General features: G+C 63.6%; 14 protein-coding genes and 2 pseudogenes. 9 read left to right on the top strand and 7 right to left on the bottom strand.

What is annotated here, in order from left to right:
* Positions 1-631: 631 nt before the first annotated feature.
* From SKC42_RS17315 to SKC42_RS17290, 6 genes are all read left to right on the top strand, one after another.
* Positions 632-2,041 carry a PPE domain-containing protein gene (locus tag SKC42_RS17315; protein ID WP_330965497.1) on the top strand — a complete coding sequence of 470 codons (1,410 nt, stop codon included), beginning with the start codon at positions 632-634 and terminating at the stop codon, positions 2,039-2,041.
* A 349-nt stretch (positions 2,042-2,390) separates the two neighbouring features.
* Positions 2,391-3,575 (top strand): type VII secretion-associated serine protease mycosin, encoded by a 1,185-nt coding sequence (gene mycP, locus SKC42_RS17310; RefSeq protein ID WP_330965496.1) that lies wholly within the window; start codon positions 2,391-2,393, stop codon positions 3,573-3,575.
* A 5-nt stretch (positions 3,576-3,580) separates the two neighbouring features.
* On the top strand, positions 3,581-4,978 hold the full coding sequence (eccE, locus tag SKC42_RS17305) for a type VII secretion protein EccE (protein ID WP_330965538.1): 1,398 nt from the start codon (positions 3,581-3,583) through the stop codon (positions 4,976-4,978).
* Between the two features lie 293 nt (positions 4,979-5,271).
* Positions 5,272-6,507 (top strand): EspA/EspE family type VII secretion system effector, encoded by a 1,236-nt coding sequence (locus SKC42_RS17300; RefSeq protein ID WP_330965495.1) that lies wholly within the window; start codon positions 5,272-5,274, stop codon positions 6,505-6,507.
* Between the two features lie 342 nt (positions 6,508-6,849).
* Positions 6,850-8,067, top strand: coding sequence for an EspA/EspE family type VII secretion system effector (locus tag SKC42_RS17295; protein ID WP_330965494.1), 1,218 nt, complete (start codon positions 6,850-6,852; stop codon positions 8,065-8,067).
* 37 nt (positions 8,068-8,104) lie between these two features.
* Entirely contained in the window at positions 8,105-8,413 is a 309-nt protein-coding gene (locus SKC42_RS17290; RefSeq protein WP_330965493.1) for an ESX-1 secretion-associated protein, read from the top strand.
* A gap of 424 nt (positions 8,414-8,837) precedes the next feature.
* On the opposite strand, the pseudogene SKC42_RS17285 reads toward SKC42_RS17290, so the two are convergent.
* The 6 genes and pseudogenes from SKC42_RS17285 to SKC42_RS17265 form a co-directional block, all read right to left on the bottom strand.
* Positions 8,838-9,239, bottom strand: a pseudogene (locus SKC42_RS17285) (integrase core domain-containing protein); the annotation flags it as partial.
* A gap of 81 nt (positions 9,240-9,320) precedes the next feature.
* Positions 9,321-9,489 (bottom strand): annotated as a pseudogene (locus SKC42_RS27770) (IS701 family transposase); the annotation flags it as partial.
* A gap of 176 nt (positions 9,490-9,665) precedes the next feature.
* Entirely contained in the window at positions 9,666-11,033 is a 1,368-nt protein-coding gene (locus tag SKC42_RS17280; protein WP_330965492.1) for an EspA/EspE family type VII secretion system effector, read from the bottom strand.
* Positions 11,034-11,213: 180 nt separating this feature from the next.
* Positions 11,214-12,533: an EspA/EspE family type VII secretion system effector gene (locus tag SKC42_RS17275; protein WP_330965491.1), complete on the bottom strand. Its 1,320-nt coding sequence runs from the start codon at positions 12,531-12,533 to the stop codon at positions 11,214-11,216.
* Between the two features lie 176 nt (positions 12,534-12,709).
* Positions 12,710-14,017, bottom strand: a complete 1,308-nt coding sequence (locus SKC42_RS17270) for an EspA/EspE family type VII secretion system effector (protein WP_330965490.1) — start codon at positions 14,015-14,017, stop codon at positions 12,710-12,712.
* A 301-nt stretch (positions 14,018-14,318) separates the two neighbouring features.
* Positions 14,319-15,233 (bottom strand): helix-turn-helix domain-containing protein, encoded by a 915-nt coding sequence (locus SKC42_RS17265; RefSeq protein WP_330965489.1) that lies wholly within the window; start codon positions 15,231-15,233, stop codon positions 14,319-14,321.
* 496 nt (positions 15,234-15,729) lie between these two features.
* Here SKC42_RS17265 and SKC42_RS17260 point away from each other — a divergent pair, with 496 nt between their 5' ends.
* The gene (locus SKC42_RS17260; RefSeq protein WP_330965488.1) at positions 15,730-16,020 is read left to right on the top strand and encodes a WhiB family transcriptional regulator; all 291 of its coding nucleotides are present in this window, start codon (positions 15,730-15,732) and stop codon (positions 16,018-16,020) included.
* Positions 16,021-16,126: 106 nt separating this feature from the next.
* On the opposite strand, the gene SKC42_RS17255 is transcribed toward SKC42_RS17260, so the two are convergent.
* On the bottom strand, positions 16,127-17,206 hold the full coding sequence (locus SKC42_RS17255) for a MinD/ParA family ATP-binding protein (protein WP_330965537.1): 1,080 nt from the start codon (positions 17,204-17,206) through the stop codon (positions 16,127-16,129).
* A 557-nt stretch (positions 17,207-17,763) separates the two neighbouring features.
* On the opposite strand from SKC42_RS17255, the gene gltB reads away from it, so the two are divergent.
* Positions 17,764-22,341: a glutamate synthase large subunit gene (gene gltB, locus SKC42_RS17250; protein ID WP_330965487.1), complete on the top strand. Its 4,578-nt coding sequence runs from the start codon at positions 17,764-17,766 to the stop codon at positions 22,339-22,341.
* Complete coding sequence (locus tag SKC42_RS17245) at positions 22,334-23,800, top strand: glutamate synthase subunit beta (protein ID WP_330965486.1); 1,467 nt, start codon at positions 22,334-22,336, stop codon at positions 23,798-23,800. The genes gltB and SKC42_RS17245 overlap by 8 nt, the downstream gene beginning before the upstream one ends.
* Positions 23,801-23,909: the final 109 nt, after the last annotated feature.

The raw sequence follows: 23,909 nt of genomic DNA, 5'->3' as shown, positions 1-23,909 counted from the left end.
GCACCGACATAGCGACGTCCGCCTTGCACATTTATTTCGGAATGGGTCTGAAGGTGAATGTCGAGCTTCACGCCGTCCTCCAGGCGCCGGACGGAATAGCAGTCCCGCAGCCCAGCCATGTCTTTCCGTCAACAGCTGCGGTGTACCGGAACTTCATCAGCTGCTGCTCCGAGAGCTTATGGCGACATCGCCGAGATGGGGTTCCGCGGCGCGGAGGTAGGGGTGGCAGCGACGGCCTGTCGGTCGGCGCGGGCGGGTGCTCGCGGTTGCATCGCACACCCTGTTGATCGCACCGGATCAACGGTTAGGCAAAGCGATTGGCAAGAGGGGCCGCCGGCCCGGGTGGCCGCACTTCTGGCTAAGCGACTTGCACCTGCGCGCGAAATGGTGCACCTCTGAGCGGCCGCGGTGGACTACGATTAGCGTCGACAACCACCGATTCGATCGCGCAGACTCGTTGGCCCGTATCACGGAAGGGGCGGTAAGTGTTTACGTCTTGGCCCCGGGTCAATTGCGCCCGAGCAATTAGCGGCGTGAGGCGCCTGACGACCAGCAGCGCTGAGCGTCACGCGCCCCCATCCGACCACCTCCGCCCATGGTGACGGTGCGGGCGAAGAGAGAATGAGGGGACATGGCAGAGACGCTGAACGTCGAGTATGACGAATTGTTGAAAAGGGCGAAGGAGCTCGAGGCGCCGCTCCCGGCCATCCCGACCACAGACCCGACGGGACCGTGCACCCTCTCCTTCGTCAACGACGCTGCCACACAGCTGGCAATGTCCACCGAATCGGTTCGGCAAGCTCTGAAATCCTGCGAACGTGAGTGGACTCGGCTGGCGACATCGTTGAGGAACGCGGCCAAAGCATACGGGGAGGTCGACGAGGGATCTGCCGCAGCCATAGCCAACGCCAAATCCTCGAACGGCGCCGCGGCAACACGCGGTAAAGACGAGTTATCTGCCGTCGCCGAGGAGAGACAACAATCTGGCGGGATACCGCGCACCGAGCGCGTTCAATCCGAGGCCTCTTACTACGACGTCAAGGACGCGGCGACAATCCTCGAATCCGGTGACCAGGGGGCAGCCTTAAAAGCATTCGCGAACGAGTGGGATGTGTTTCAGCGGGCACTCCAGCTGGAAACGTCGCGATTCCGGCGGTTTGACTCCTGGCAAGGCGAAGCCCGAGACAAGGTGGAGCAGAACTTCGAAGCACAAAGTCGGTGGATCTCGTCAATGGTGCAGTCCTGCCGAAAGCTGGCAGCACAGGCTCTGCAGGTCGTTGGTGCGCACAAGAAAGCCTGTGTTGGCGGACAGGTCGTTCGAGACGTCACTGGCGGCGGGACTGGGAGCGTCGCCACAGAGCATCCGACGCTTTACGAGGTGACGATGAATGAGTGGTGGTACCAATACTATGCGAAGAACGACCCCAAAGATGTGGGCTTGGCAACGCAGTGGCACCAGAGATTGCAGACGAGATCGGAAACGTCGCTCAGCGAGTATGCGAAGAACGTAGCTTTGGAGCCGGTGACTCCGACGTTCCCAGATCGCGGCACTGTCATCGACCCCCCAACCAAAACTAACCCCGGGTCAGACGACAGTAACTTTGATGATAAAACGCTGCCCAATCCGAACGATCTGAACGCGGTACCACCTATTACTCGACCGACTCCGCCCGATACGCAGCTCGCGGACGCGTTGAATGGCTTAAAGGCAGGCGCCGGCTTACCGAAGGGTGGAATGAAGCCTGCCTCGCTAGGAGGTGGGGCGGGCCTGCCCTTGACGCCGATGGACCCCGCGACGGAAGCCGGGGCGGGATCACGGCCCGGGGGGGCCGCTCCCGGCGCCGGCGCCCTAGGCCGCGGGTTACCCAATGCAGGTGGTGCGATGGGCGGCATGCCGTTGGGCGCCCCCGGAGCAGGGAACCAAAATCAGGGCAAGGACAAACGGGCGCAGCAGGACGAAGAAGCGCTATACACGGAGGACCGCGCGTGGACGGAGGGCGTAATTGGGAGACGCCGAGCCAAGGATGCGTCCGATAAGTAAGCGGGCGCGGCGCGCGGCATTGCAGCGGAGGGCCGGCTCATCGCAGACTACGACGCACTGAAGCCCCTCGATGTTCATGGCGAGCACTCTTGGCCGAAAGTCGGTCTCCGACAAGCGCCTACCCGAATCGCTTGTGCGAGGCGGACAGAAACAGCATCACGGTCCGCCGACCGAACGCAAGCTCGGTAGGCGTCTCATCTCTACGATCGCCGTTGTTGGCGCGATTTTTGCGCAGGGTGCGCCCCCTGCCCTAGCGGTCTCGCCGCCGCCAATCGATCCGGCTGCGGTGCCGCCCGATGCGACCGGTCCCGACCAGCCGCTCGAACAGAGGCGCCTGTGTTCTACACCTATGACGTTGCCCGGGACCAGCTTTCGCGACCCACCTTGGGCAGACACCTATCTAGGCGTACGTGAAGCGCAGAAATTCGCGACCGGCGCCGGGGTCACCGTGGCGGTAATCGATACGGGCGTAGATCCCTCGGTCCGACTTCCGGCGGAGCCGGGCGGCGATTTTGTCGTTCCGGATGGAAATGGGCTGACCGATTGTGATTCCCATGGAACGCTCACCGCTTCCATCATCGCCGGCCGGCCTTCGCTGACCGACGGCTTCGTCGGCGTGGCCCCCGACGCACGGATAATTTCCGTGCGGCAGACATCCGAGGCGTACGAACCGAAGGACTCGCGCGTCAACAATAACGACCCGACTTCCACACCCGCTGGGCAATCTGTCCGAAGTCTGGCTCGTGCTGTGGTGCACGCGGCGAATCTTGGGGCCAATGTCATCAACATCAGTGAAGCCGCCTGCTTCAAAGCCAAGAAGCCCGAGGACGAGGCTACGTTGGGCGGCGCTCTCAACTACGCGGTGAACGTCAAGGGTGCGGTCGTCATCGTGGCGGCCGGGAACGTGGGCAGCGACTGCGCTCAGAACCCCCCGCCAGACCCGTCCAATCCCGCGGACCCGCGTGGATGGCAACGGGTCCAGACGATCGTCACCCCGGCGTGGTATGCGCCACTGGTGTTGGCTGTCGGAGGCATCGGTGAAGACGGTTCCCCTAGCCGTTTCTCGATGCACGGACCATGGGTGGGCGCTGCTGCTCCCGCCGAAAATATCGTCGCGCTGGGTCCCGAGGGCGAGCCAGTGGATGCACTGGCGGGCAAGGAGGGGCCGGTTCCCATTGCCGGCACATCGTTTGCGGCAGCCTATGTCTCTGGCATAGCGGCCTTGCTGCGACAGAAGTTTCCCGACCTGACCCCGGCGCAAATCGTAGGCCGGATCACATCGACAGCCCGACACCCCGGTGGCGGCGTCGACAACGCCATCGGCGCAGGCATAGTGAATGCAGTCGCCGCACTTACGTGGGATGTTCCACTCGATGCCGCGCCGGCGCAGTATGCAATCAACCAGATCAGACCTCCGACGCCCTTACCTGAACCTGACCACGGACCTATCGATTCAGTTGTCGTTGGATCCTTCGGTCTGATGCTTGCGTTTTGTTTGGGAGCCTTGCTCTTCCGCGCCTTGAGGAGGCGTTGACGAAGATGAAGTTAGTCGGGCTCCGATTCACCAGCGGACATGCGGTATGGGTAGCGGTGCTGGCTCCCCTCGCGATCATGTGGGCCCGGGAGACGCGGTATTGGTGGGCCGGTCCAGCTGTGGTGGCGGTGGCCGTTGTGGTGGCCACCGTAACGATCCGCGGCCGACGGCTGACCGGCTGGTTGGCGACGGCTTGGCGATGGCTGTGGCGACGACGGAAGCCCCTGGAGATTCCATCGGAACCCGTAGTGGGCGCTACCGTTCGGCCCGGTGATCACCTGGCTGTCCGTTGGGAAGGCGGTGCCTTAGTCACGGTCATCGAGTTAGTTCCTCGGCCGTTTACACCGACGGTGATTGTCGACGGACACGCTCACACCGATGACGTCGTGGATACCCGGCTGGTCGAGCGGCTGTTATCGGTGAATTGTCCCGACTTGGAGGCCGACATCATCTCGGCCGGTTACCGCGTTGCAACGACGGCAAACGCCGACCTGGTGAGTCATTACCGGGAGATGATCGGATCTGACCCGGCGCCGGCACACCGTCGCACCTGGATCATCCTGCGCGCCAAGCCACATCGCGCGGGCAAGTCGGCGCAGCGGCGCGATCGCGACGTCGCCGGACTGGCCAGCTATCTAGTCGCGTCGGCGACCCGCGTCGCAGACCAATTGGCCAGCAACGGTGTCGACGCCAGATGTGAGCGCAGCTTTGACGATTTCGACCGCGCGACCCACGTCAGCTTCCGGAAGGAGAGATGGTCGAGAATCGAAGGGAACAATACGTTTACCGCCGCCTACGCAGCCCCCGGTGGGCCTGACGTGTGGTGGTCGGCGTCCGCCGATCACACCATCACCAGGATGCGGATTGTTCCCGGTATGCCCCCTCGATCTACGGTTCTACTGACTACACCGACTAAGGCGAAGAGACCGTCCGGGTTTTCTCGTATCGCCGGCGACCAGCGCTTCGCGTTGCACGGTCAAACCCTAATTCCCGACCGCCATTGGCAAGTGCCAATCGGATCGGCGGGCGTGTTGCTCGGGGAGACGGCCAGCAAGTATCCCGTCTATGTGCCGTTCGACGACATCGACGTCAGTGTCAGCTTGGGTGACGCCCAGGCGTTCCTGCAGTTCACCCTGCGCGCGGTCGCGGCCGGAGGGATTGTCACGCTGACACCGCACTTTAGGGAACTCGCCGAATTGATTGGCGTGGGAACAGGGTTGGAGGCGAAGGTGGCTTGGACCAACGTCACAACCTACTTCAGCCATCGTGCCGGAACAGACCATGTCAAGCTGCGGCGAGATGTTATCGGTACTCCGCGCCATCGCCGGTTGCCGATAAGGGCGATCTCCCCGCCTTGGGAGAGTCGCTACCATCAGGCGCTCCCGGATCAGGGCAGAAGCTAACCATTTCGACGTTGATGTCGATGCGGGGTTGGTTGATAACGCCCGAGATCAGAAGTCTGCGAACGGCCACTTTCGCTGTTCTTGGATGACGATTCTTGGGGCTGTTGATGAGCATCGTGCTCACAGCGCGACGCGAAGAATCCTTAGCAAAACTCAAGGTTCTTGCCGGATCTCGGCTTAGGCAGCGCATTTCGAGAAGCCGACCAAACAAAGCGACCGAGCCCCCGCCGGAGCTGTGTTACGTTCAGTCGGGACGGCTCAACGCGGTGCCATCTTGACGCAAGGACCTAGCAATGGTTGTTCCCCTCCTGGTAGAGGCCGCTAATGTTGCGGCGAATCTGGCTGGCTTTGGCCAGCAATTCGGCAATTTGGCTAGAACCGGCGAACTCAGTGGTCCGTACCTGGCTGCCGGTGCGACCGGCCTGGCTGGCGACTTGGGAGGATTCACCTTCTCCGGACGTCGCCTGATCACCACTTATTCGGACTGGGCGGACGCCCGGGGATATCGACGGCATCGGAACCCCGCCACTAAGGGAACCGGTATCTTGCTCCGGACCCTCGCCATCGTGGACGTCTTGGAGCTTTCGACTGGGTTTGAGGTTCCCTATGAGGGTGACAGCCTGGTCGCCGGTTCGGTGCAGTTGACCGCTCTTTACGAGCAGCTGGTAAAGGCGCTTCCCGATGACAGGTGGGTGAGTTCGGCGTCCGGCGCCTATGCGGAACAAGTGGTCGCACGACAATTGGTCGTGAGGGCCGCCGCAAACCTAGACCTCGAACTGGCGGACCTGGTGAGCGCCCATGCCGAGTTGGTCACGTACATGCGCCTTAGCTTTGGAGTGTTGAAGGACTTACTCGCCGGTGCACTCATACTCGAAGAACTCATTATGATCACGCCCGCAGCCGGGGGCGAGCCGGCGGCCAAAGTTTTCGCAGCAGTGGTCTCCACGATTGCACTCGCGCTGGCAATGGGTTTCATTTGCTATCTGGTGACGGAATCTCAGCTGCTGACCGATGAGATTGACGCTATAAAGACGCAATATGTCGGCCTGGCTGGACGCTTGATGGATGAAATTTCGCCACTGCAGTCAGCACAGGCGGGAGATTCGTCATCCATCACGCGCCACTCCACCAGCAGCTCTGCGAGTGCTGGCGCGACGACGTCGCGATCGGCCAGTATCGTCCGCGGCCCGGCGCGCCCATCTGCCCGATTTTCGGCTGCGGAGGCTGCGCCCGGTACCGCACAACCGACAATCGTCCAGACGATGCAGATGTCGGTGCACGCCGAGTTGTCTGGGCCGGTTGTGTTGGCGAGCGCCGAACGCCCGTCGACAGCACGTGGACGACTTGGCGACTCAACTGTGCGTACGGGTGTCCGCGCCAAACTTGGCACCGATGACCACGACGATGTCGGTGCTGATGAAGCTGCCCCGATGGGAGTCGCGCCAGCGGCCTCCGCGCCCATCCGGGGAGCTGCGTTTGCCACCGCAGGACCCGCACCGCTTGCTCGGTCCACACCTGTGCGCGAATAGCCAGTCGATACTGACGGCGCCGGCGCCGGCGCCGCGTTCGCCCAGCTCAAGCGGCCGGCGGTCCGGTCGCTGCGGGAGTTAGCATGCGCCACTTCGACGGCGTCCGGACTGCTCAGTGACCGAGCTCACGATGACGTTTGCGCCGGTCAGGGGCGGTACGAAGGAATTAGTGCCTACGGACGCAATTTCCGTCCTGCATACTTAGCTTGGATAGCGGCTCGCTGATTCTGGCCTTGACCCGGAATCCTACAGCGTGGGGACCACTGCCCGAAGTGCGGGGTTGGTGACTCGTAGAAGCACCTTCCCGTTGGTAGTTAGCGCAGGGCCTCGGAAAGGACTGTAATGGCTAAGGGTCTGTTCATTGCGAGCATCATCGGGACTTTACCCGAAATTGGCACCGACGTTGCCACGCAGAACTGGGGCGACCTCGCTGCGACTGCTGTGGAGGATCTCTCGCAGGCAGCGATGATTTTTATCGAAATGAAAGGCCCCGAATGGCTGAAGAAACTGGAGGCGGACGCCAAGCTGGAAGTGCTCCAGGCAGCCATTTTGTTCGTTGAGACGCTGAATTTGTTAAATGGATTCGGGCAAGAAGACGAGGGAACCGAGTACGAAACGGCTCAAGCGTATGTGGGTACGGCCGAACTGACTCTTCGCTATGCCACTCCGAACGACGAGTGGCAGGGCGACGCGTCGCGGGCTTACACCGCCCAAAATCTCGAGCAACTGAAGAGATTACAAGCTTTCGTGCATCTGGATTCCCAGATGAAGGAGATTCTGGAGCGCGAAGCCGGTCAGGTCGAACTTACTCGCAATGCCATTGGTGGGATCAAAGCTGCACTGAACCTTGCAATTTACGTCGCCATGGCTCTTTATGCCATTCCCAGTGTCGGCCCTGAGTTGTCAATGATGTTCCAAGTAGTCGTAGCACTTGGGGCGGTCGTCGGTAGTTTCATATCAGAGATAACTCTTTTGAATCAATCAATAGTAAATAGAGGTGATGTACAGAATGTGGTCAGTGGTTACCAGGAAATTGCCGCCGGAGCAAAGGCGACTCTGGGTCCTTTAAAGAAGCGCATGACCGCGGGCGCTGACACCGCAATCTTGCAGGTGCCTTTTGCCCGCAGTGGCGAGACCGGTTCGACTGGATACAAGGTTGTATCATCGGACGGTCCGATCACCGAGTCGCTTCATAAATCGACGCCAGTCGGCAGCAAGAGCGAACAACCAATCGACGAGCAGCCAACTGTTGGAGCGGTTACGCGGGCAACGCGATCGGGCGACTATACGGCTACCTTGTCGACCGTTCTTTCTTCCGCCGTAGCGCGCCTTAATCGCGAGGCGCCCGTAGGCGCGAACGATCTCTCCCAGCCCTCATCGAGGCGTCGACAAGAAGCGGGTACTGCGGGCACCGATGAAAGCCAAGGTGCCGTAGCAGCACCGGGAGCATCAGGTACCGGACGTGCGCCAGTCGGAAGCGAGTCGCTCAGCAACCAAACTCAGCAGCATCGCGTTGTGGAAGAACGACAATCTCAAGCGGGTAACGCAAAAGACGCCTAGTTGTGGCCTGAGCAAACGAGGACATTGAGGAGAAACCGTGGCAGATCTGGAAGTCAATCCAAGTTACTTACTGAAGTTGGCAACCGCTCACGACGAAGCGGTCAACAATATCGCAAAAGGTGCCGAGGCGCCCGCAGGCATCGGTGTTCAGGTCTGGATCACTCACGGAATACTGTGCGGACCCAGCGCCGAGGCCGTCAGAGAAGCTGAGGGGGACCGCGAAGCTGCCTTCGCGGTTGTCCGCGAAGTGTCGGCGGCGCTGGCTGAAGACTTGCGGACCGCAGCTAAAGCCTACCAAGGTGCAGATCAGAACGCGGCCAGCGGACTGAATCACGAGATGCGCTGAATTTCTGCGCGCAGCCCCGCTGTGGGCAATTGTTGAAGATTCGGCCCCGCGTCCATCGGTATCGGTGAGCTGGGTACAGGGTTGTGATCGGTAGCGAGTCAATCCCGGCGTGCCCACTGGGAAGCGGCCGCATGCGCGATCCGGCGCAATCAAGCAGCGATCACGTGCGCCGAGGCCTTGACTGATCGAAGCGCGGAATTACGATCCTTGACGTATAGGCTTCCATCAGCGCCAGTGATGGCGACCACTCCTCGCTTCAGTGCTAGACGGGCTAAACTAGACGAAAGTGCAACATTTGGGCGCGGCACCGGCGCCAGCACCGATATAGCCAAAACCCCGGCGTTGGATGAGCGGATGAGCTAATTTGGCGAGTCCCCGTTTCTGAGTCCACCGGCTTCTAGAGTCGGGTTGGTTTGATCCAGATTCAGTTGATGCTGCAGGCCATCGGGTTGGGGGTGCACCTGCAGACGGCAGCGTACTCGGCGGGCGTGCGGTAGCCGAGCGCTGAGTGGCGGTGTCGGTGGTTGTGTTCCTCCTTGAAGTCGCCGATGACCACCCGGGCCTCGAGCAGTGTGTTCCAGTGGTTGCGGTTGAGGCACTCCTTGCGTAGTCGGTTGTTGAACGATTCGATGTGTCCGTTGTTCCACGGCGTTCCCGGCGGGATATACGACATGTCCGTCTTTCCATCGCAGAACTGTTGCAGCGCTTGCGAAATGAACTCCGGCCCGTTGTCCATCCGCAACACCCTCGGCGGCCCGCCCGCCGAGGCGAACACCTTCTTGAGTTCGACGACCAGTCTGTCGGCGGTGATCGACCGCTCGACGAGATTGAGCAGCGACACCGGGCCTTGACCCCGTGTGTTGGACACGCTGAATCCCGCAAGATTGGCGGGGGAAGCGAGATGGCGCGCCCGCGCCAGCAGATGCTGCAGACCATCTGGCGTGGCGGCGCCGCGGTGTTCGGCGATAGTCCAGCAATTCTTGCGGTCCAGGCCCGAGGCCATCCCCAAGGATGAGCTCGCCGGCATCCCGCAATGGTTCGTAGCGGGCAAAGCGCGGCGCGATCCGGTCGAGCATCGCCGAGTACGCGGTCCACCACCGATCGGGGTCTACGCGGTGAACCGCGGTGACCGCGGTCAATTCGATTGTCTTCACAAACATCGCAAGATGCCGCGGTCATCGCCCCGACCAGCGCAGACACGCCAGAACCGATCTACGGCTGCAGTACTAGCGGCGTGCGGCGCCCAGCGGGCTCACAGAATCCGCTCGCCGCGTGGCTGTGCCGGTGGGGCACCGGGGGCGGTTTGTTCGACCGGTGCGCGTTGGCCGTCGGGGCTGCCGGCCGCCGCGTCGGTGTCCTCACCGGTCTTGGCATTGACGTCCGTGGCGGTCTCGGTGTCGGGGGCGGGGGGTGGTGCGGGCTGGTTTTGTTGGGCCATTTGGGCGATCTGCTGGACTTGTCCCATGGCTTGGTTGAACAGGTTGACGTGTTGGGCGAGTTGGCCCGAGATGCGGGCGGATTGCCCGGACATCGTGCTCACCTGAGCCAGGGTGGGCAGGGTGATGGTCGGTAGGGTGAACGAGGATGTTCCGGCCCCGCCGGTAGTGGTCTTCGACTGGGTTACTGTGAGTGCCGTGTCTTCGGTGTTGGTGCGGTAGGCAGTGGGGCCCTCGGCCGCCCGGAACGCATGGGGCGACGGGGCTGAACCGGCGGACATGCTGTTCGAAATGGCCTGAAAGTCCGAGACCGTCGACTCGGCGGATGTGGCCGCCGACGTTTGGGTCAGCTGACCCTTCTGACCAGTCTGGTACAACAACTCGTTGTATTGATTCATCAAGTCTTCGGCTTCGGCCCCGGCTTCGAACGAGTTGCTCACCAGCGTGGCGATGAAGGCGGTGGCAGTTGCGATCCCCGCCGCCGCGACGGCGATGGCGAAGGCCTTAGCCACCGTTGGGCCAACTGGAGCCGGTATGAAAGCGATCAGCATCTCGATGACCATTGCCGCAAAAAGGAGGTCTTTCAGCAACCCGAAGCCCAACCGCATATGGTTGACCAATTCGGCGTGACCCTTGACCGCATCGGCCAACTTGGTGTCCAGCCCTGCCGTCGCGATCGCAAGCTGCTGCAGCGCCGCGCTCAGCTGGGCGTATGCCTCCGAACCTGAACCTTGCCAGGTTTTATCCGGGACTGCCGAGTGCAGCAATTGGGACAGCTCCGCGAATGCTTTCGAACCGTCTTTGAGTGCGTCGCCCTCATATGCTGGACCGAATCCGGTGGTCAACTCCAGCATTTCCACCACGGTGTAAGTCCAGGAGATAATGCTCGTGAATTTCAAAGAGTCTCCTGCGCCCTTTGAATACAATCTTCCCGTAAAGTTATCGGTGGGAAGCTTTATGACGCCACGTGAATTCAGGTAACGCGCACCGCGACCCACTAAAGATTGGATCGGCTGCTTCGCTAACATTCCTAAGTCGGCGCCGCCACTGGCCAAGCTGGCCGCGATAGTTTCTGGGCTATAACCGCCGCTGTAGCCGCGGTCGCTCAAGTTGCTGCCGGCGAATTGCCCGCTGAGGCCGGCGATTGCCGCCAGCGTTCTAGCGGCGTCTGCAAAAATCGACATATAAAGCCCTTCGGGTATCACTTCCTGTGCTACGTGGCCCAGGGGCGGGTGCGAGGTCGCGCTTCACCCCTCATCAAGCGTAACCCGGCCGCAATCGGCGGCGACGCACCAATTTATGACATGCGCAGGGAGCTAATGTGCCTCTCCAGCTGCCCTTTGGCGTCGGACTTGGGAACGCAATCAGGCGCAGGCTGCGGCAAGGGTTCGGGTATCGGGGGCGGTTTGTTCGACCGGTGCGCGTTGGCCATCGGGGGCGTCGGCCGCCGCGGTGGTGTCGTCACCGGTCTTGGCATTGACGTCGGTGGCGGTCTCGGTGTCGGGGGCGGGGGGTGGTGCGGGCTGGTTTTGTTGGGCCATTTGGGCGATCTGTTGGACTTGTCCCATGGCTTGGTTGAATAGGTTGACGTGTTGGGCGAGTTGGCCGGAGATGCGGGCGGTTTGCCCGGACATCGTGCTTACCTGAGCGAGGCTTGGCATGGTGATGGCCGGCAGGGCAAACGATGGTATTCCGGCGGCGGTCGTCGTGGTCGCCGCGTCAGCGGTATTTGCGTGCGGGGTGGTGGGGGCCTCGGCCGCCCGGAACGCCCGCGGCGACGGGGCTGAACCGGCGGACATGCTGTTCGAAATGGCCTGAAAGTCCGAGACCGTCGACTCGGCGGATGTGGCCGCCGACGTTTGGGTCAGCTGACCCTTCTGACCAATCTGGTACAACAACTCGTTGTATTGATTCATCAAGTCTTCCGCGTCGGCCCCGGCTTCAAGCGAGTAATGCACCAGCGTGGCGATGAAGCCGGTGGCCGCTCCGATCCCCGCCACCGCGACGGCGATGGCGAAAGCCTTCGCCGCGGCCGGAGCTGGTACGAGAGCAATTATCATCTCGATGACCATTGCCGTAAAAAGGAGGTCTTTCAGCAACCCGAAGCCCAACCGCATATGGTTGACCAATTCGGCGTGACCCTTGACCGCATCGGCTAACTTCATGTCCAACCCCGCCACCGTCACCGCAAGCTGCTGCAACGTCGCGCTCAGCTGGGCGCAAGCCTCCGAACCTGAACCTTGCCAGGGCTCACCCGGGACCGCCGAGCGCAGCATTTCGGACAGCTTCGCAAAGCCATCCGAACCGTATTTGAGTGCGTCGCCCTCATATGCTGGACCGAATCCGGTGGTCAGCTCCACCATTTCCACCACGGTGTAAGTCCAGGAGATAATGCTCGTGAATTTCAAAGAGTCTTCTACGCCCTTTGAATACAATCTTCCCGTAAAGTTATCGGTGGGAAGCTTTATGACGCCACGTGAATTCAGGTAACGCGCACCGCGACCCACTAAAGATTGGATCGGCCACTTCGTCAACATTCCTAAGTCGGCGCCGCCACTGGCTGAGCTGCCCGCAATAGTTTCTGGGCTATAACCGCCGTTGTAGTCTTTTAGGTAGCCGCCAGCGAACTGTCCGCTGAGGCCGGCGATTGCCGCGAGCGTCCTCGCGGCGTCTGCAAAGACCATTTCAGAGCCCTTCGGGTATCACTCCTGCGCTTCGTGGCCAGGGGCGGGTGCGAGTTGGCGCTTCACTGCTCATCAAGCGTAACCTGGCCGGGAATGGCGGCGTCGCACCACCTATAACATAGATGGAGAGTCGACGTGCCTCCTCAGCCGCCCTGGCGTCGGGCTTGGGAACGCAATCAGGAGCTGGTCGCGGCAAGGGTTCGGGTATCGGGGGCGGTTTGTTCGACCGGTGCGCGTTGGCCGTCGGGGCTGCCGGCCGCCGCGGTGGTGTCGTCACCGGTCTTGGCATTGACGTCGGTGGCGGTCTCGGTGTCGGGGGCGGGGGGTGGTGCGGGCTGGTTTTGTTGGGCCATTTGGGCGATCTGTTGGACTTGTCCCATGGCCTGGTTGAACAGGTTCATGTGTTGGGCGAGTTGGCCGGAGATGCGGGCGGTTTGCCCGGATATCGTGCTCACCTGAGCGAGGCTTGGCATGGTGATGGCCGGCAGGGCAAACGATGGTATTCCGGCGGCGGTCGTCGTGGTCGCCGCGGCAGCGGTATTGGTGCGGTAGGCGGTGGGGTCCTCGGGTGCGCGGAACGCCCGCGGCGACCGGGCTGAACCGGCGGACATGCTGTTCGAAATGGCCTCAAAGTCCGAGACTGTCGACTCGGCGGATGTGGCCGCCGTCGTTTGAGCGGGCCGCCCCTTCTGGTCAGACTGGTGCAGCAACTTGTTGTATTGATTCGTCAAGTCTTCCGCTTCGGCCTTGGCTTCAAACGAGTGATACATCAGCATGCTGATGAAGCCAGTCGCCGCTCCGATCCCAGCGTCCGCGACTGCGATTGCGAAGGCCGTCGCCGCGACGGGGCCGACCGGAGCCGGTACGAAATCGATCATCATTTCAATGACCATTGCCGTAAAAAGAAGGTCTTTCAGCAGCCCGAAGCCCAACCGCATATGGTTGACCCAGTCGGCGTGCCCCTTGACTGTATCGGCTAACTTCGTGTCCAAGTCCGCCACCGTCACCGCAAGCTGCTGCAGCGTCAGATTCAGCTGGGCGTAAGTCTGCGAAGCCGGACCTTGCCAGGGCTCGCCCGGGACCGCCGAGTGCAGCAATTGGGACAGCTCCGGTAATCCATCCGAACCGTATTCGAGTGCGTCGCCCTCATATGCTGGACCGAATCCGGTGGTCAACTCCAAAATTTCCACAATGGTGTACGTCCAGGAGATAATGCTCGTTGACCCGACGGCTCTTCCTGCGCTCGCCTTACTGGGTAACAGGCCACGTGAAACCAGATATTTCCCACCGCGGTCCACCAAGGCTGCGACCGGTTTCTTCGCCAACATCCCGAAGTCGGCCCCGCCACTGGCTAAGCTGGCCGCAATAGTTTCTGGGCTATAACCGCCGCTGTAGCCGCGGTCGCTTAAGTTGCTGCCGGCGACTTGTCCGCTGAGGCCGGCTATTGCCGCCAGCGTCCTCGCGGCGTCTGTAAAGATCGACATTTCCAAGCCCTTCGGGTATCACTTCTTGTGCTTCGTGGCCCAGGGGCGGGTGCGAGTTCGCGCTTCACCGCCGATCAAGCGTAACCCCCCGCAATCGGCGCCGACGCACCAATTTGTGACATGGGTGGGGGACCCTACGCGCCTCTTCAGCTACCCTTTGGCGGCGGGCTTGGGAACGCAAACAGGAACTGGTCGCGGCAAGGGTTCGTACGGGCGGTGTTCGACTGGTGCGGGTTGGGCGTCGGGGCTGCCGGACGCCGCGGTGGTGTCGGCGCTGGTGGTGGTGTATACGAAGTCACGCTCAGTGGATCTGAGCGATCAATGTTTCGATCGCATCCGCTGCTTCGACAGGTACCGCTTCCTCGGCCTCCGCGCGGACGATTGTTTCCTCCGTGACCCCAGCGGCCAGCGCGGTTTCCACGGTTGAGAGATTGGCCCGTCGCCTGGCTGCATACAAGCGCTGCGCTAACGGGGCACCCGGCGCCAGCGCTCCAAGCGTCATCAAATTGTCGTAGTGGTGACGCACCGTGCTCAACGCTTTTATCAGCTCGGGGGTTATGCGACTGATGTGAGTCGCCCGGACGACAATCGCCTCGAGCTGACGCAAGTCAGCCAGTATGGGTGTCATTCGCTCGATGAAGTCGGGTGCGTTCGTGGGCGGCAACGCGGTTATGGCCAACTGGCAGCTGTCAACCGCGGCGACAACCGCCTGCGCGATCAGCGCCTCGGCGCCATCAGCCGCTATGTCCTCAGTGCGCCGGGCAGCTTGAGGTGCCATTCGACCGGAAACCGGCTCACCGCGGCGGATCTTAACGATGGTCCCCGCCGGCCACTGGAGCACTTGCTCGAGCTTCGCGCGAGTCCGCTCACGGGGCCAACTGCGTCCCTTTTCGAAAGCAATGAGAGCGCCGGCGTTGATGATGCCCTCGGCCGCGAGCCTGCGCTGACTGATATCGAGTTCTCGCCGGCGCGCTGCAGCCGCTGCGCCCGCTCGCGCTAAGCCGGGGTCAGAGTCAGCTCCGGGCTCATCCGTGTCGACAGAGGATCGGTACGACGGTCTTGCGGCGGGGCTTCGGCCCCGCGAAAGCTCATCCAGCGAACTCGCCGGCTTGGCGACTTCGAACGTCAACGGCTTGCCTCCAGGTAGATCTCCGAACCGGACGATTCTCATGTCGCTGGCGGACATCGAGCAGTTGAGTGGCTCGTCGACGAACATACCCGTCGGGTGCTCCTCCATAACACTGCCTTCGCCTCACCTCGCGGAAGCACATGCCGCTCTGTCGGTGATGGGCCGCAGGAATCTGCAAACAGGTGCGATGCGCTAGCCGTGGACATTCATCCTAGCCGCCTCGGCGCACCGCTACGCAACCACGGCTTCAGCCTCGCTGCGCTATTCCTACGGAGCAGGGCCACTACCGAAGCGGCCAAAGCGTAGATACGCTACAGTAACCTACGCCACCGTAGCCTTCGAAAATAGGTAGCCCTGTGCAACTGTGTGCATCACATCCAGGGGACTACAGGGCAATACACTGCTAATTCTCAGGTAAAAGTGCGAGCTAATCCGATATTTTGGACGGGTGCGCAACCATCGCGCTCCTCAACCAACGTCCACGCGACGTGTTGAGCTAAGTGTTGCAACGCAACGGTTTGTATCCGTATCCTTCGGTGACGGAGGGCGTAGGCAGCAACGGTTTACGGAGGTTCGGTACGACATGGCCGCTTCAACTTCTTACGAGGTCCCGCAGCTGGGTGTTTGCACTCAGGACCCGGATCGTTGGACGACGACTCCTGACGAGGAGGCCAAGGTGCTGTGCCGGGCCTGCCCACGGCGTTGGTTGTGCGCGAAAGAAGCTGTGGAGTCCCCTGGTGCTGAAGGACTGTGGGCGGGCGTGATAATCCCCGAATCGGGTCGTCCACGTACGTTCGCTTTGGGGCAGTTGCGGTCTCTGGCCGAGCGCAACGGTCTGGTCGTGCGCGAGCGGGTAACCGCCCAGTCGGCGTGATCCGCTTCTGCCTGCCGCTTCGGGGGATGGCGATGAACAACCGCCATCACCGTCAGCCACGAGGATGTTCGGCAGACCGCGCGTCTCGTTGCTCTGCGCTCGTCGGCTACTTCAACTTGCGGCGCGGCTCGTCAGGCCGAGCCGAGAAGTAGCCGACCACCGTCGCCGCGATCTGCAGGAACTTGAGTCGCGTGGCCGGGGCCATTTCCTGCCGCACGTCGATGACGCCGCCGGGTCGCAGGTGGGGGTCGAATGGCACTTGCACCACCGGCCGGCCGTATTCGATGAACTCGCGAGCCAGCAGCGACCGGGTGCGCTTGTCCGCGTGGCCGTCGGAATCGTTAAGCACCACGATGCTGCGCCGCAGCAAGCCGGTCAGCTGATGATCGGACAGCCACTCCATGGTCTTAGCCGCGGCCGATGCGCCGTCGGCCCACGGCGACGACACCACGATGAGCGCATCCAGATCTCGCAGCACTTCTTCGGTGACGGCCGCATCCATCGTCGAACCGCAGTCGATGACCGAAATCGTGAAGTGGCGATCCAGCCGCAGCGCGGCCTCCCGGTAGATCGCCGAGTCGAGCACCCGGCGCGGACCGGAAGCCGGCTCGCCGCCCAGCACATAGAGGCCGGCTGAGTTGCGGCCCAGGCGGCCCACCACGTCACCGAACGACCGCAGGTTCTTGTCCGCGGTGAGCTCCCAGAAGGAGGCGGTCGAAGCCGGGTCAACCCGGCTGCTCAACCTGCCGAACGCAGTGTCGGCGTCGATCGCGACGACGTGGTCCTGCTTGCGTAATTCCGCAAACAGCGATCCCACGCTCGCCGCCACCGACGTCTTGCCGACACCGCCCTTGCCCAACACGCCGACCTTGTAGTTGCCATGGAGGGGCGTGCGGATGGTCGCCTCGAACTCGGCCCGCTCGCGTTGCGCCGCCGACGGGCCGACGCTCACCAGCCCGAAGGTGGCGAGCCGCAGGATTCGCCGCCATCCACGGTCGGCGGGCGCAGACGGCTTCGAGGCCGCCGACGGAGTGGTGGGTGGCGCTGACGGGATGGGCGGCGGCGGGGCAGGTGAGGCCGGCGGATGCAGGGGCGGCGGTCGCCGCGACGGGTGGGGCGGGTCCGCGGGCGGCCTCGGCTGGTTGGACTGCACCCGGTTCCGCAGGAATTCGTCGCGCTCGTTCATGGGCTCCTCGGGTGCGGCGATCGAGCGCCCGCGCGACGGCCCGACCGCGAAGCGGCTCACCATGTGATGAGCCCCACGGTGCAACCCGCGCACGCCCGGCGCGGGCCAGTGTTTCCAGTATCGGTCACGCGGCGATGTCGGGCTTCCAGCGACCTCGCCCAAAGGAACTAGTGGGAGGCGGTCCGGCGCCGACGGCGGCAGCTTTCCCGCGCACCGCAACCGCGTGGCGGCCGGCAGATTACCATCCGGGAAACGGCACGTCGACACGGTTGCAGGCGACCGGCCACGACGAAATTTACGGGGCGTCCCGCTGAGAGCTAGACTTGCACAAGTTGGCATGTCAGGCGGGTAGTGTCATATCGTTTTACGACTTGTCGAGACAGATTCCAGGCCGCCGTTCAACGCTGAACGGGCCAAACTCTAACCGGATCTTCTCCGCCTGGGGGACAGCCTACAGACAAGACCGAAGGGGCCTGAAGCCCGCAACCTCAGGGTGCGGCCCCGACGGGCCGCACATAACGGCAGCTGAGAACTTTTGGTGAAGGGTCAGGTGGCAAATGACGCCCAAGCGCGTCGGGTTATACAACCCCGCGTTCGAGCACGACGCGTGTGGTGTGGCCATGGTCGTCGATATGCATGGCCGTCGCAGCCGCGACATCGTCGACAAGGCGATCACCGCGCTGCTCAATCTGGAGCACCGGGGCGCCCAGGGTGCCGAGCCGCGCAGCGGTGACGGCGCCGGCATCCTGATCCAGGTGCCGGACGCGTTCCTTCGCGAGGTCGTCGATTTCGAGCTGCCCGCCGCGGGCGAGTACGCCACCGGGATCGCCTTCCTGCCGCAGTCGGCCAAGGATGCCGTGGCCGCCGGCGCCGCGGTGGAGAAGATCGTCGAATCCGAGGGCCTGCGGGTGCTCGGCTGGCGCAACGTGCCCATCGACGACTCGTCGCTGGGTGCGCTGTCCCGGGACGCGATGCCCACCTTCCGGCAGGTCTTCCTCGCGGGCGCTTCCGGGATGACACTGGAGCGTCGCTGCTATGTGATCCGTAAGCGCGCCGAGCACGAACTCGGGACAAAGGGTCCCGGCCAGGATGGCCCAGGTCGCGAAACCGTCTATTTCCCAAGCCTTTCCGGCCGGACCATGGTCTACAAGGGCATGCTGACGACCCCGCAGCTCAAGGCGTTCTACCTTGACCTGCAGGACGATCGGATGACCAGCGCGCTCGGTATCGTGCATTCGCGGTTCTCCACAAACACCTTCCCCTCCTGGCCCCTCGCCCACCCGTTCCGCCGGGTGGCGCACAACGGCGAGATCAACACCGTCACCGGCAACGAGAACTGGATGCGCGCCCGCGAGGCGCTGATCAAGACCGACGTGTTCGGCACCGACGTGGAGAAGTTGTTCCCGATCTGTACGCCCGGGGCCTCGGACACCGCGCGCTTCGACGAGGCCCTCGAACTGCTGCACCTGGGCGGGCGCAGCCTGGCGCACGCGGTGCTGATGATGATCCCCGAGGCGTGGGAACGCAACGACGCGATGGACCCGGACCGGCGGGCGTTCTACGAGTACCACGCGTCGGTGATGGAGCCGTGGGACGGACCGGCGTCGATCACGTTCACCGACGGCACCATCGTCGGCGCGGTTCTCGACCGGAATGGCTTGCGCCCCTCGCGGATCTGGGTCACCGAGGACGGCCTGGTGGTGATGGCTTCCGAGGCCGGCGTGCTCGACCTGGAACCGAACAAAGTGGTCCGCCGGATGCGGCTGCAGCCGGGCCGGATGTTCCTGGTGGACACCGAACAGGGGCGCATCGTCTCCGACGAGGAGATCAAGGCCAAACTGGCCGCGGAGCATCCCTATCAGGAGTGGCTGGACAACGGCCTGGTGCCGATCGACAAGTTGCCGCAGGGCAACTATGTACGGATGCCTCATGAGCGAGTAGTCAAGCGGCAGTTGGCATTCGGATACACCTACGAGGAACTGAACCTGTTGGTGGCGCCGATGGTGCGTACCGGCGCCGAACCGATCGGGTCGATGGGGACCGACACCCCGGTGGCCGTGCTGTCGGAGCGCCCGCGGATGCTCTACGACTACTTCCAGCAGTTGTTCGCCCAGGTGACCAACCCGCCCTTGGACGCCATCCGCGAAGAGGTGGTGACCAGCCTGCAGGGCACGACCGGCGGCGAACGCGACCTGCTCTCGCCGGACCCGGAGTCGTGTCACCAGATCATGTTGCCGCAGCCGATCCTGCGCAACCACGACCTCGCCAAGCTGGTCAACCTGAACCCGGACGACGAGGTCAACGGGCGCCCACACGGCATGCGCTCCAAGGTGATTCGTTGCCTGTACCGGGTCGCCGACGGGGGCGCGGGGCTGGCCGCCGCGCTGGACGACGTGCGCGCTCAGGCTTCGGCCGCGATCGCCGACGGCGCGAGGATCATCATCCTGTCCGACCGCGAGTCCGACGAGGAGATGGCCCCCATCCCGTCGCTGCTCGCCGTCTCGGGAGTGCACCACCACCTGGTGCGCGACCGCACCCGCACCCAGGTGGGCCTGGTCGTGGAGACCGGCGACGCCCGCGAGGTGCACCACATGGCCGCGCTGATCGGCTTCGGCGCCGCGGCGATCAATCCCTACCTCGTGTTCGAGTCGATCGAGGACATGCTCGATCGCGGCTTCTTCGACGGCCTCGACCGCAACACGGCCCTGAACAACTATGTCAAGGCCGCCGGCAAGGGCGTGCTGAAAGTGATGTCCAAGATGGGCATTTCGACGCTGGCCTCCTATACCGGCGCCCAGCTGTTCCAGGCCATCGGCATCTCCGAGGACGTGCTCGACGAGTACTTCACCGGGCTGAGCTGCCCGATCGGCGGGATCACGCTCGAGGACATCGCCACCGACGTCGCCGCCCGCCACCGACTGGCCTACCTCGACCGCCGCGACGAGCGCGCCCACCGCGAGCTCGAGGTCGGCGGCGATTACCAGTGGCGCCGCGAGGGCGAGTACCACCTGTTCAACCCCGAGACGGTGTTCAAGCTCCAGCACGCCACGCGCACGGGCCAGTACACGATCTTCAAGCAGTACACCCGCCTGGTCGACGACCAGAGCGAGCGGATGGCGTCCTTGCGCGGCCTGCTCAAGTTCCGCGGCGGTGTGCGCCCGCCCATCCCGATCGAGGAGGTCGAGCCGGCGAGCGAGATCGTCAAGCGTTTCTCCACGGGGGCGATGAGCTACGGCTCGATCTCCGCCGAGGCGCACGAGACGCTCGCGATCGCGATGAACCGGTTGGGCGGCCGGTCCAACAGCGGCGAGGGCGGTGAGGACGTCAAGCGCTTCGAGCGCGATCCCAACGGGGACTGGCGCCGCAGCGCGATCAAGCAGGTGGCCTCGGCCCGCTTCGGGGTGACCTCGCACTACCTCACGAACTGCACCGACATCCAGATCAAGATGGCGCAGGGCGCCAAACCCGGTGAGGGCGGCCAACTCCCGGGCCACAAGGTTTACCCCTGGGTCGCCACTGTGCGGCACTCCACGCCTGGTGTCGGCCTCATCTCGCCGCCCCCGCACCACGACATCTACTCGATCGAGGATCTGGCGCAGCTGATCCACGACCTCAAGAACGCCAACCCCGCCGCGCGGGTGCACGTGAAGCTGGTCTCGGAGAACGGCGTCGGCACGGTCGCCGCGGGCGTCTCCAAGGCGCACGCCGACGTGGTGTTGATCTCCGGACACGACGGCGGCACCGGCGCCACCCCGCTGACGTCCCAAAAGCACGCCGGGGCGCCGTGGGAACTTGGTCTGGCCGAGACCCAACAAACGTTGCTGCTCAACGGGTTACGCGACCGCATCGTGGTCCAGGTGGACGGCCAGCTCAAGACGGGCCGCGACGTGATGATCGCCGCGCTGCTGGGCGCCGAGGAGTTCGGCTTCGCCACCGCCCCGCTGGTGGTGGCCGGCTGCATCATGATGCGGGTATGCCACCTGGACACCTGCCCCGTCGGGGTGGCCACGCAGAACCCGCTGCTACGCGAGCGGTTCACCGGGAAGCCGGAATTCATCGAGAACTTCTTCGTGTTCATCGCCGAAGAGGTCCGGGAATACATGGCTCAGTTGGGTTTCCGCACCCTCAACGAGGCCGTCGGCCAGGTCCGGGCGCTGGACACCACGCTGGCGCGGGCGCACTGGAAGGCGCACAAGCTGGACCTGACCCCGGTGCTGCACGAGCCGGAGTCGGCGTTCATGAACCAGGACCTGTACTGCAGTTCGCGCCAGGACCACGGCCTGGACAAGGCTCTCGATCAGCAGCTGATCGTGATGAGCCGCGAGGCGCTGGATTCCGGCAAGCCGGTGCGGTTCTCGACCACGATCAGCAACGTCAACCGCACGGTGGGCACCATGCTGGGGCACGAGCTGACGAAGGCGTACGGCGGCCAGGGCCTGCCGGACGGAACCATCGACATCACGTTCGAGGGGTCGGCGGGTAACAGTTTCGGCGCCTTCGTGCCCAAGGGCATCACGCTGCGGGTCTACGGGGACGCCAACGACTACGTCGGCAAGGGCCTCTCCGGTGGTCGGATCGTGGTGCGGCCGTCGGACAACGTCCCGGACGGCTATGTCGCCGAGGACAACATCATCGGCGGCAACGTGATCCTGTTCGGCGCCACCAGCGGCGAGCTGTATCTGCGCGGAGTGGTGGGCGAGCGGTTCGCGGTGCGCAACTCGGGCGCCCACGCGGTGGTCGAGGGCGTCGGCGACCACGGCTGCGAATACATGACCGGCGGCAAGGTCGTCATCCTCGGCCAAACCGGCCGCAACTTCGCGGCGGGGATGTCGGGCGGCGTCGCCTACGTGTACGACCCCGACGGCGAACTCCCGAAGAACCTCAACACCGAAATGGTAGAACTCGAGACACTCGATGAAGACGACGCAGAATGGCTGTGCGGCATGATTCAGGCGCACGTCGACGCCACCGATTCCGCGGTGGCCCAGCGGATCCTGGCGGACTGGCACGGGCAGCGGCGGCACTTCGCCAAGGTGATGCCGCGCGACTACAAGCGGGTGCTTCAGGCGATCGCCGAGGCGGAACGTGACGGAGTGGACGTCGACAAGGCGATCATGGCGGCCGCGCATGGCTGACCCGACCGGCTTCCTGAAATTCACGCACCGGGAATTGCCGCAGCGTCGGCCTGTCCCGCTGCGGCTGCGCGACTGGCACGAGGTCTACGAGGAATTCGACGACGAGACCTTGCGCGAGCAGGCGACCCGCTGCATGGACTGCGGTATTCCCTTCTGCCACAACGGCTGCCCGCTGGGAAACCTGATCCCGGAGTGGAACGACCTGGTACGTCGGGGCCGATGGTACGACGCGATCGAGCGGCTACACGCCACCAACAACTTTCCGGACTTCACCGGCCGGTTGTGCCCCGCGCCCTGCGAGCCGGCGTGTGTGCTCGGCATCAACCAGGATCCGGTGACGATCAAGCAGATCGAACTGGAAATCATCGATCACGCCTTCGACGAAGGCTTCGTGGTCCCGCTGCCTCCGGACGTGCTGACCGGGAAGAAGGTCGCGGTGGTGGGCTCGGGCCCCGCCGGTCTGGCGGCCGCGCAGCAACTGACCCGTGCCGGGCACACCGTCACCGTCTTCGAGCGGGCGGATCGCATCGGCGGACTCCTGCGCTACGGCATCCCGGAATTCAAGATGGAAAAGCGGGTCCTCGACCGGCGGCTGGAGCAGATGCGCGCCGAGGGCACCGAATTCCGGGCGAACGTCAACGTCGGCGTCGACATTACTGCCGAGCAACTGCGCGCCGACTTCGACGCGGTGGTCCTGGCCGGCGGTGCGACCGCGTGGCGGGACCTGCCCGTTCCCGGCCGGGAGCTCGACGGCATCCATCAGGCGATGGAATACCTGCCCTGGGGCAACCGGGTGCAGGAGGGCGACGACGTGCTGGGGGACGACGGCGAACCGCCGATCACCGCCAAAGGCAAGAAGGTCGTCATCATCGGCGGTGGCGACACCGGGGCCGACTGCCTGGGCACCGCGCACCGACAGGGCGCTGTTGCCGTACACCAGTTCGAGATCATGCCGCGGCCACCGGAGTCGCGGGCGCCGTCGACCCCGTGGCCGACCTATCCGCTGATGTATCGGGTGTCCTCCGCCCATGAGGAGGGTGGCGAACGGATCTTCTCGGTCAACACCGAGGAGTTCGTGGGCAAGGACGGCCACGTCACCGCCCTCAAGGCGCACGAGGTGACGATGCAGGACGGCAAGTTCATCAAGGTCGAGGGCTCGGACTTCGAGCTCGAGGCCGACCTCGTGCTGCTGGCGATGGGATTCGTCGGGCCGGAGAAGGACGGTCTGCTGACCGACCTCGACGTGAAGCTGACCGAGCGCGGCAACGTCTCCCGTGGCGGCGACTTCGACACGTCGGTCCCGGGCGTCTTCGTTGCGGGAGACATGGGCCGGGGCCAGTCCCTGATCGTCTGGGCGATAGCTGAGGGCCGCGCGGCGGCCGCGGCCGTGGATCGGTACCTGATGGGCGCCACGGCGCTTCCGGCGCCGGTCAAGCCGACCGCGGCCCCGCTCCAGTAATCCCACCAGTCACACCAGAAACACGCCGCGAATGCGTCGGCGCGTCTGCGGTAGTTTGCCAGAAGGCGGGTGTCTAATGGACCGCTGTGGGCTTCATGCCACAGAGGCC

The organism is Mycobacterium sp. 050134, assembly GCF_036409085.1.
GTDB lineage: Bacteria > Actinomycetota > Actinomycetes > Mycobacteriales > Mycobacteriaceae > Mycobacterium.
This window is presented reverse-complemented; position numbering and strand designations above follow the sequence as displayed.

Excerpts from the sequence above, each read along its gene's own strand:
- SKC42_RS17315 (WP_330965497.1), top strand. The coding sequence starts at position 632 with ATGGCAGAGACGCTGAACGTCGAGTATGACGAATTGTTGAAAAGGGCG.
- mycP (WP_330965496.1), top strand. The coding sequence starts at position 2,391 with ATGACGTTGCCCGGGACCAGCTTTCGCGACCCACCTTGGGCAGACACC.
- eccE (WP_330965538.1), top strand. The coding sequence starts at position 3,581 with ATGAAGTTAGTCGGGCTCCGATTCACCAGCGGACATGCGGTATGGGTA.
- SKC42_RS17300 (WP_330965495.1), top strand. The coding sequence starts at position 5,272 with ATGGTTGTTCCCCTCCTGGTAGAGGCCGCTAATGTTGCGGCGAATCTG.
- SKC42_RS17295 (WP_330965494.1), top strand. The coding sequence starts at position 6,850 with ATGGCTAAGGGTCTGTTCATTGCGAGCATCATCGGGACTTTACCCGAA.
- SKC42_RS17280 (WP_330965492.1), bottom strand. The coding sequence starts at position 11,033 with ATGTCGATTTTTGCAGACGCCGCTAGAACGCTGGCGGCAATCGCCGGC.
- SKC42_RS17275 (WP_330965491.1), bottom strand. The coding sequence starts at position 12,533 with ATGGTCTTTGCAGACGCCGCGAGGACGCTCGCGGCAATCGCCGGCCTC.
- SKC42_RS17270 (WP_330965490.1), bottom strand. The coding sequence starts at position 14,017 with ATGTCGATCTTTACAGACGCCGCGAGGACGCTGGCGGCAATAGCCGGC.
- SKC42_RS17265 (WP_330965489.1), bottom strand. The coding sequence starts at position 15,233 with ATGTTCGTCGACGAGCCACTCAACTGCTCGATGTCCGCCAGCGACATG.
- SKC42_RS17260 (WP_330965488.1), top strand. The coding sequence starts at position 15,730 with ATGGCCGCTTCAACTTCTTACGAGGTCCCGCAGCTGGGTGTTTGCACT.
- SKC42_RS17255 (WP_330965537.1), bottom strand. The coding sequence starts at position 17,206 with ATGAACGAGCGCGACGAATTCCTGCGGAACCGGGTGCAGTCCAACCAG.
- gltB (WP_330965487.1), top strand. The coding sequence starts at position 17,764 with ATGACGCCCAAGCGCGTCGGGTTATACAACCCCGCGTTCGAGCACGAC.
- SKC42_RS17245 (WP_330965486.1), top strand. The coding sequence starts at position 22,334 with ATGGCTGACCCGACCGGCTTCCTGAAATTCACGCACCGGGAATTGCCG.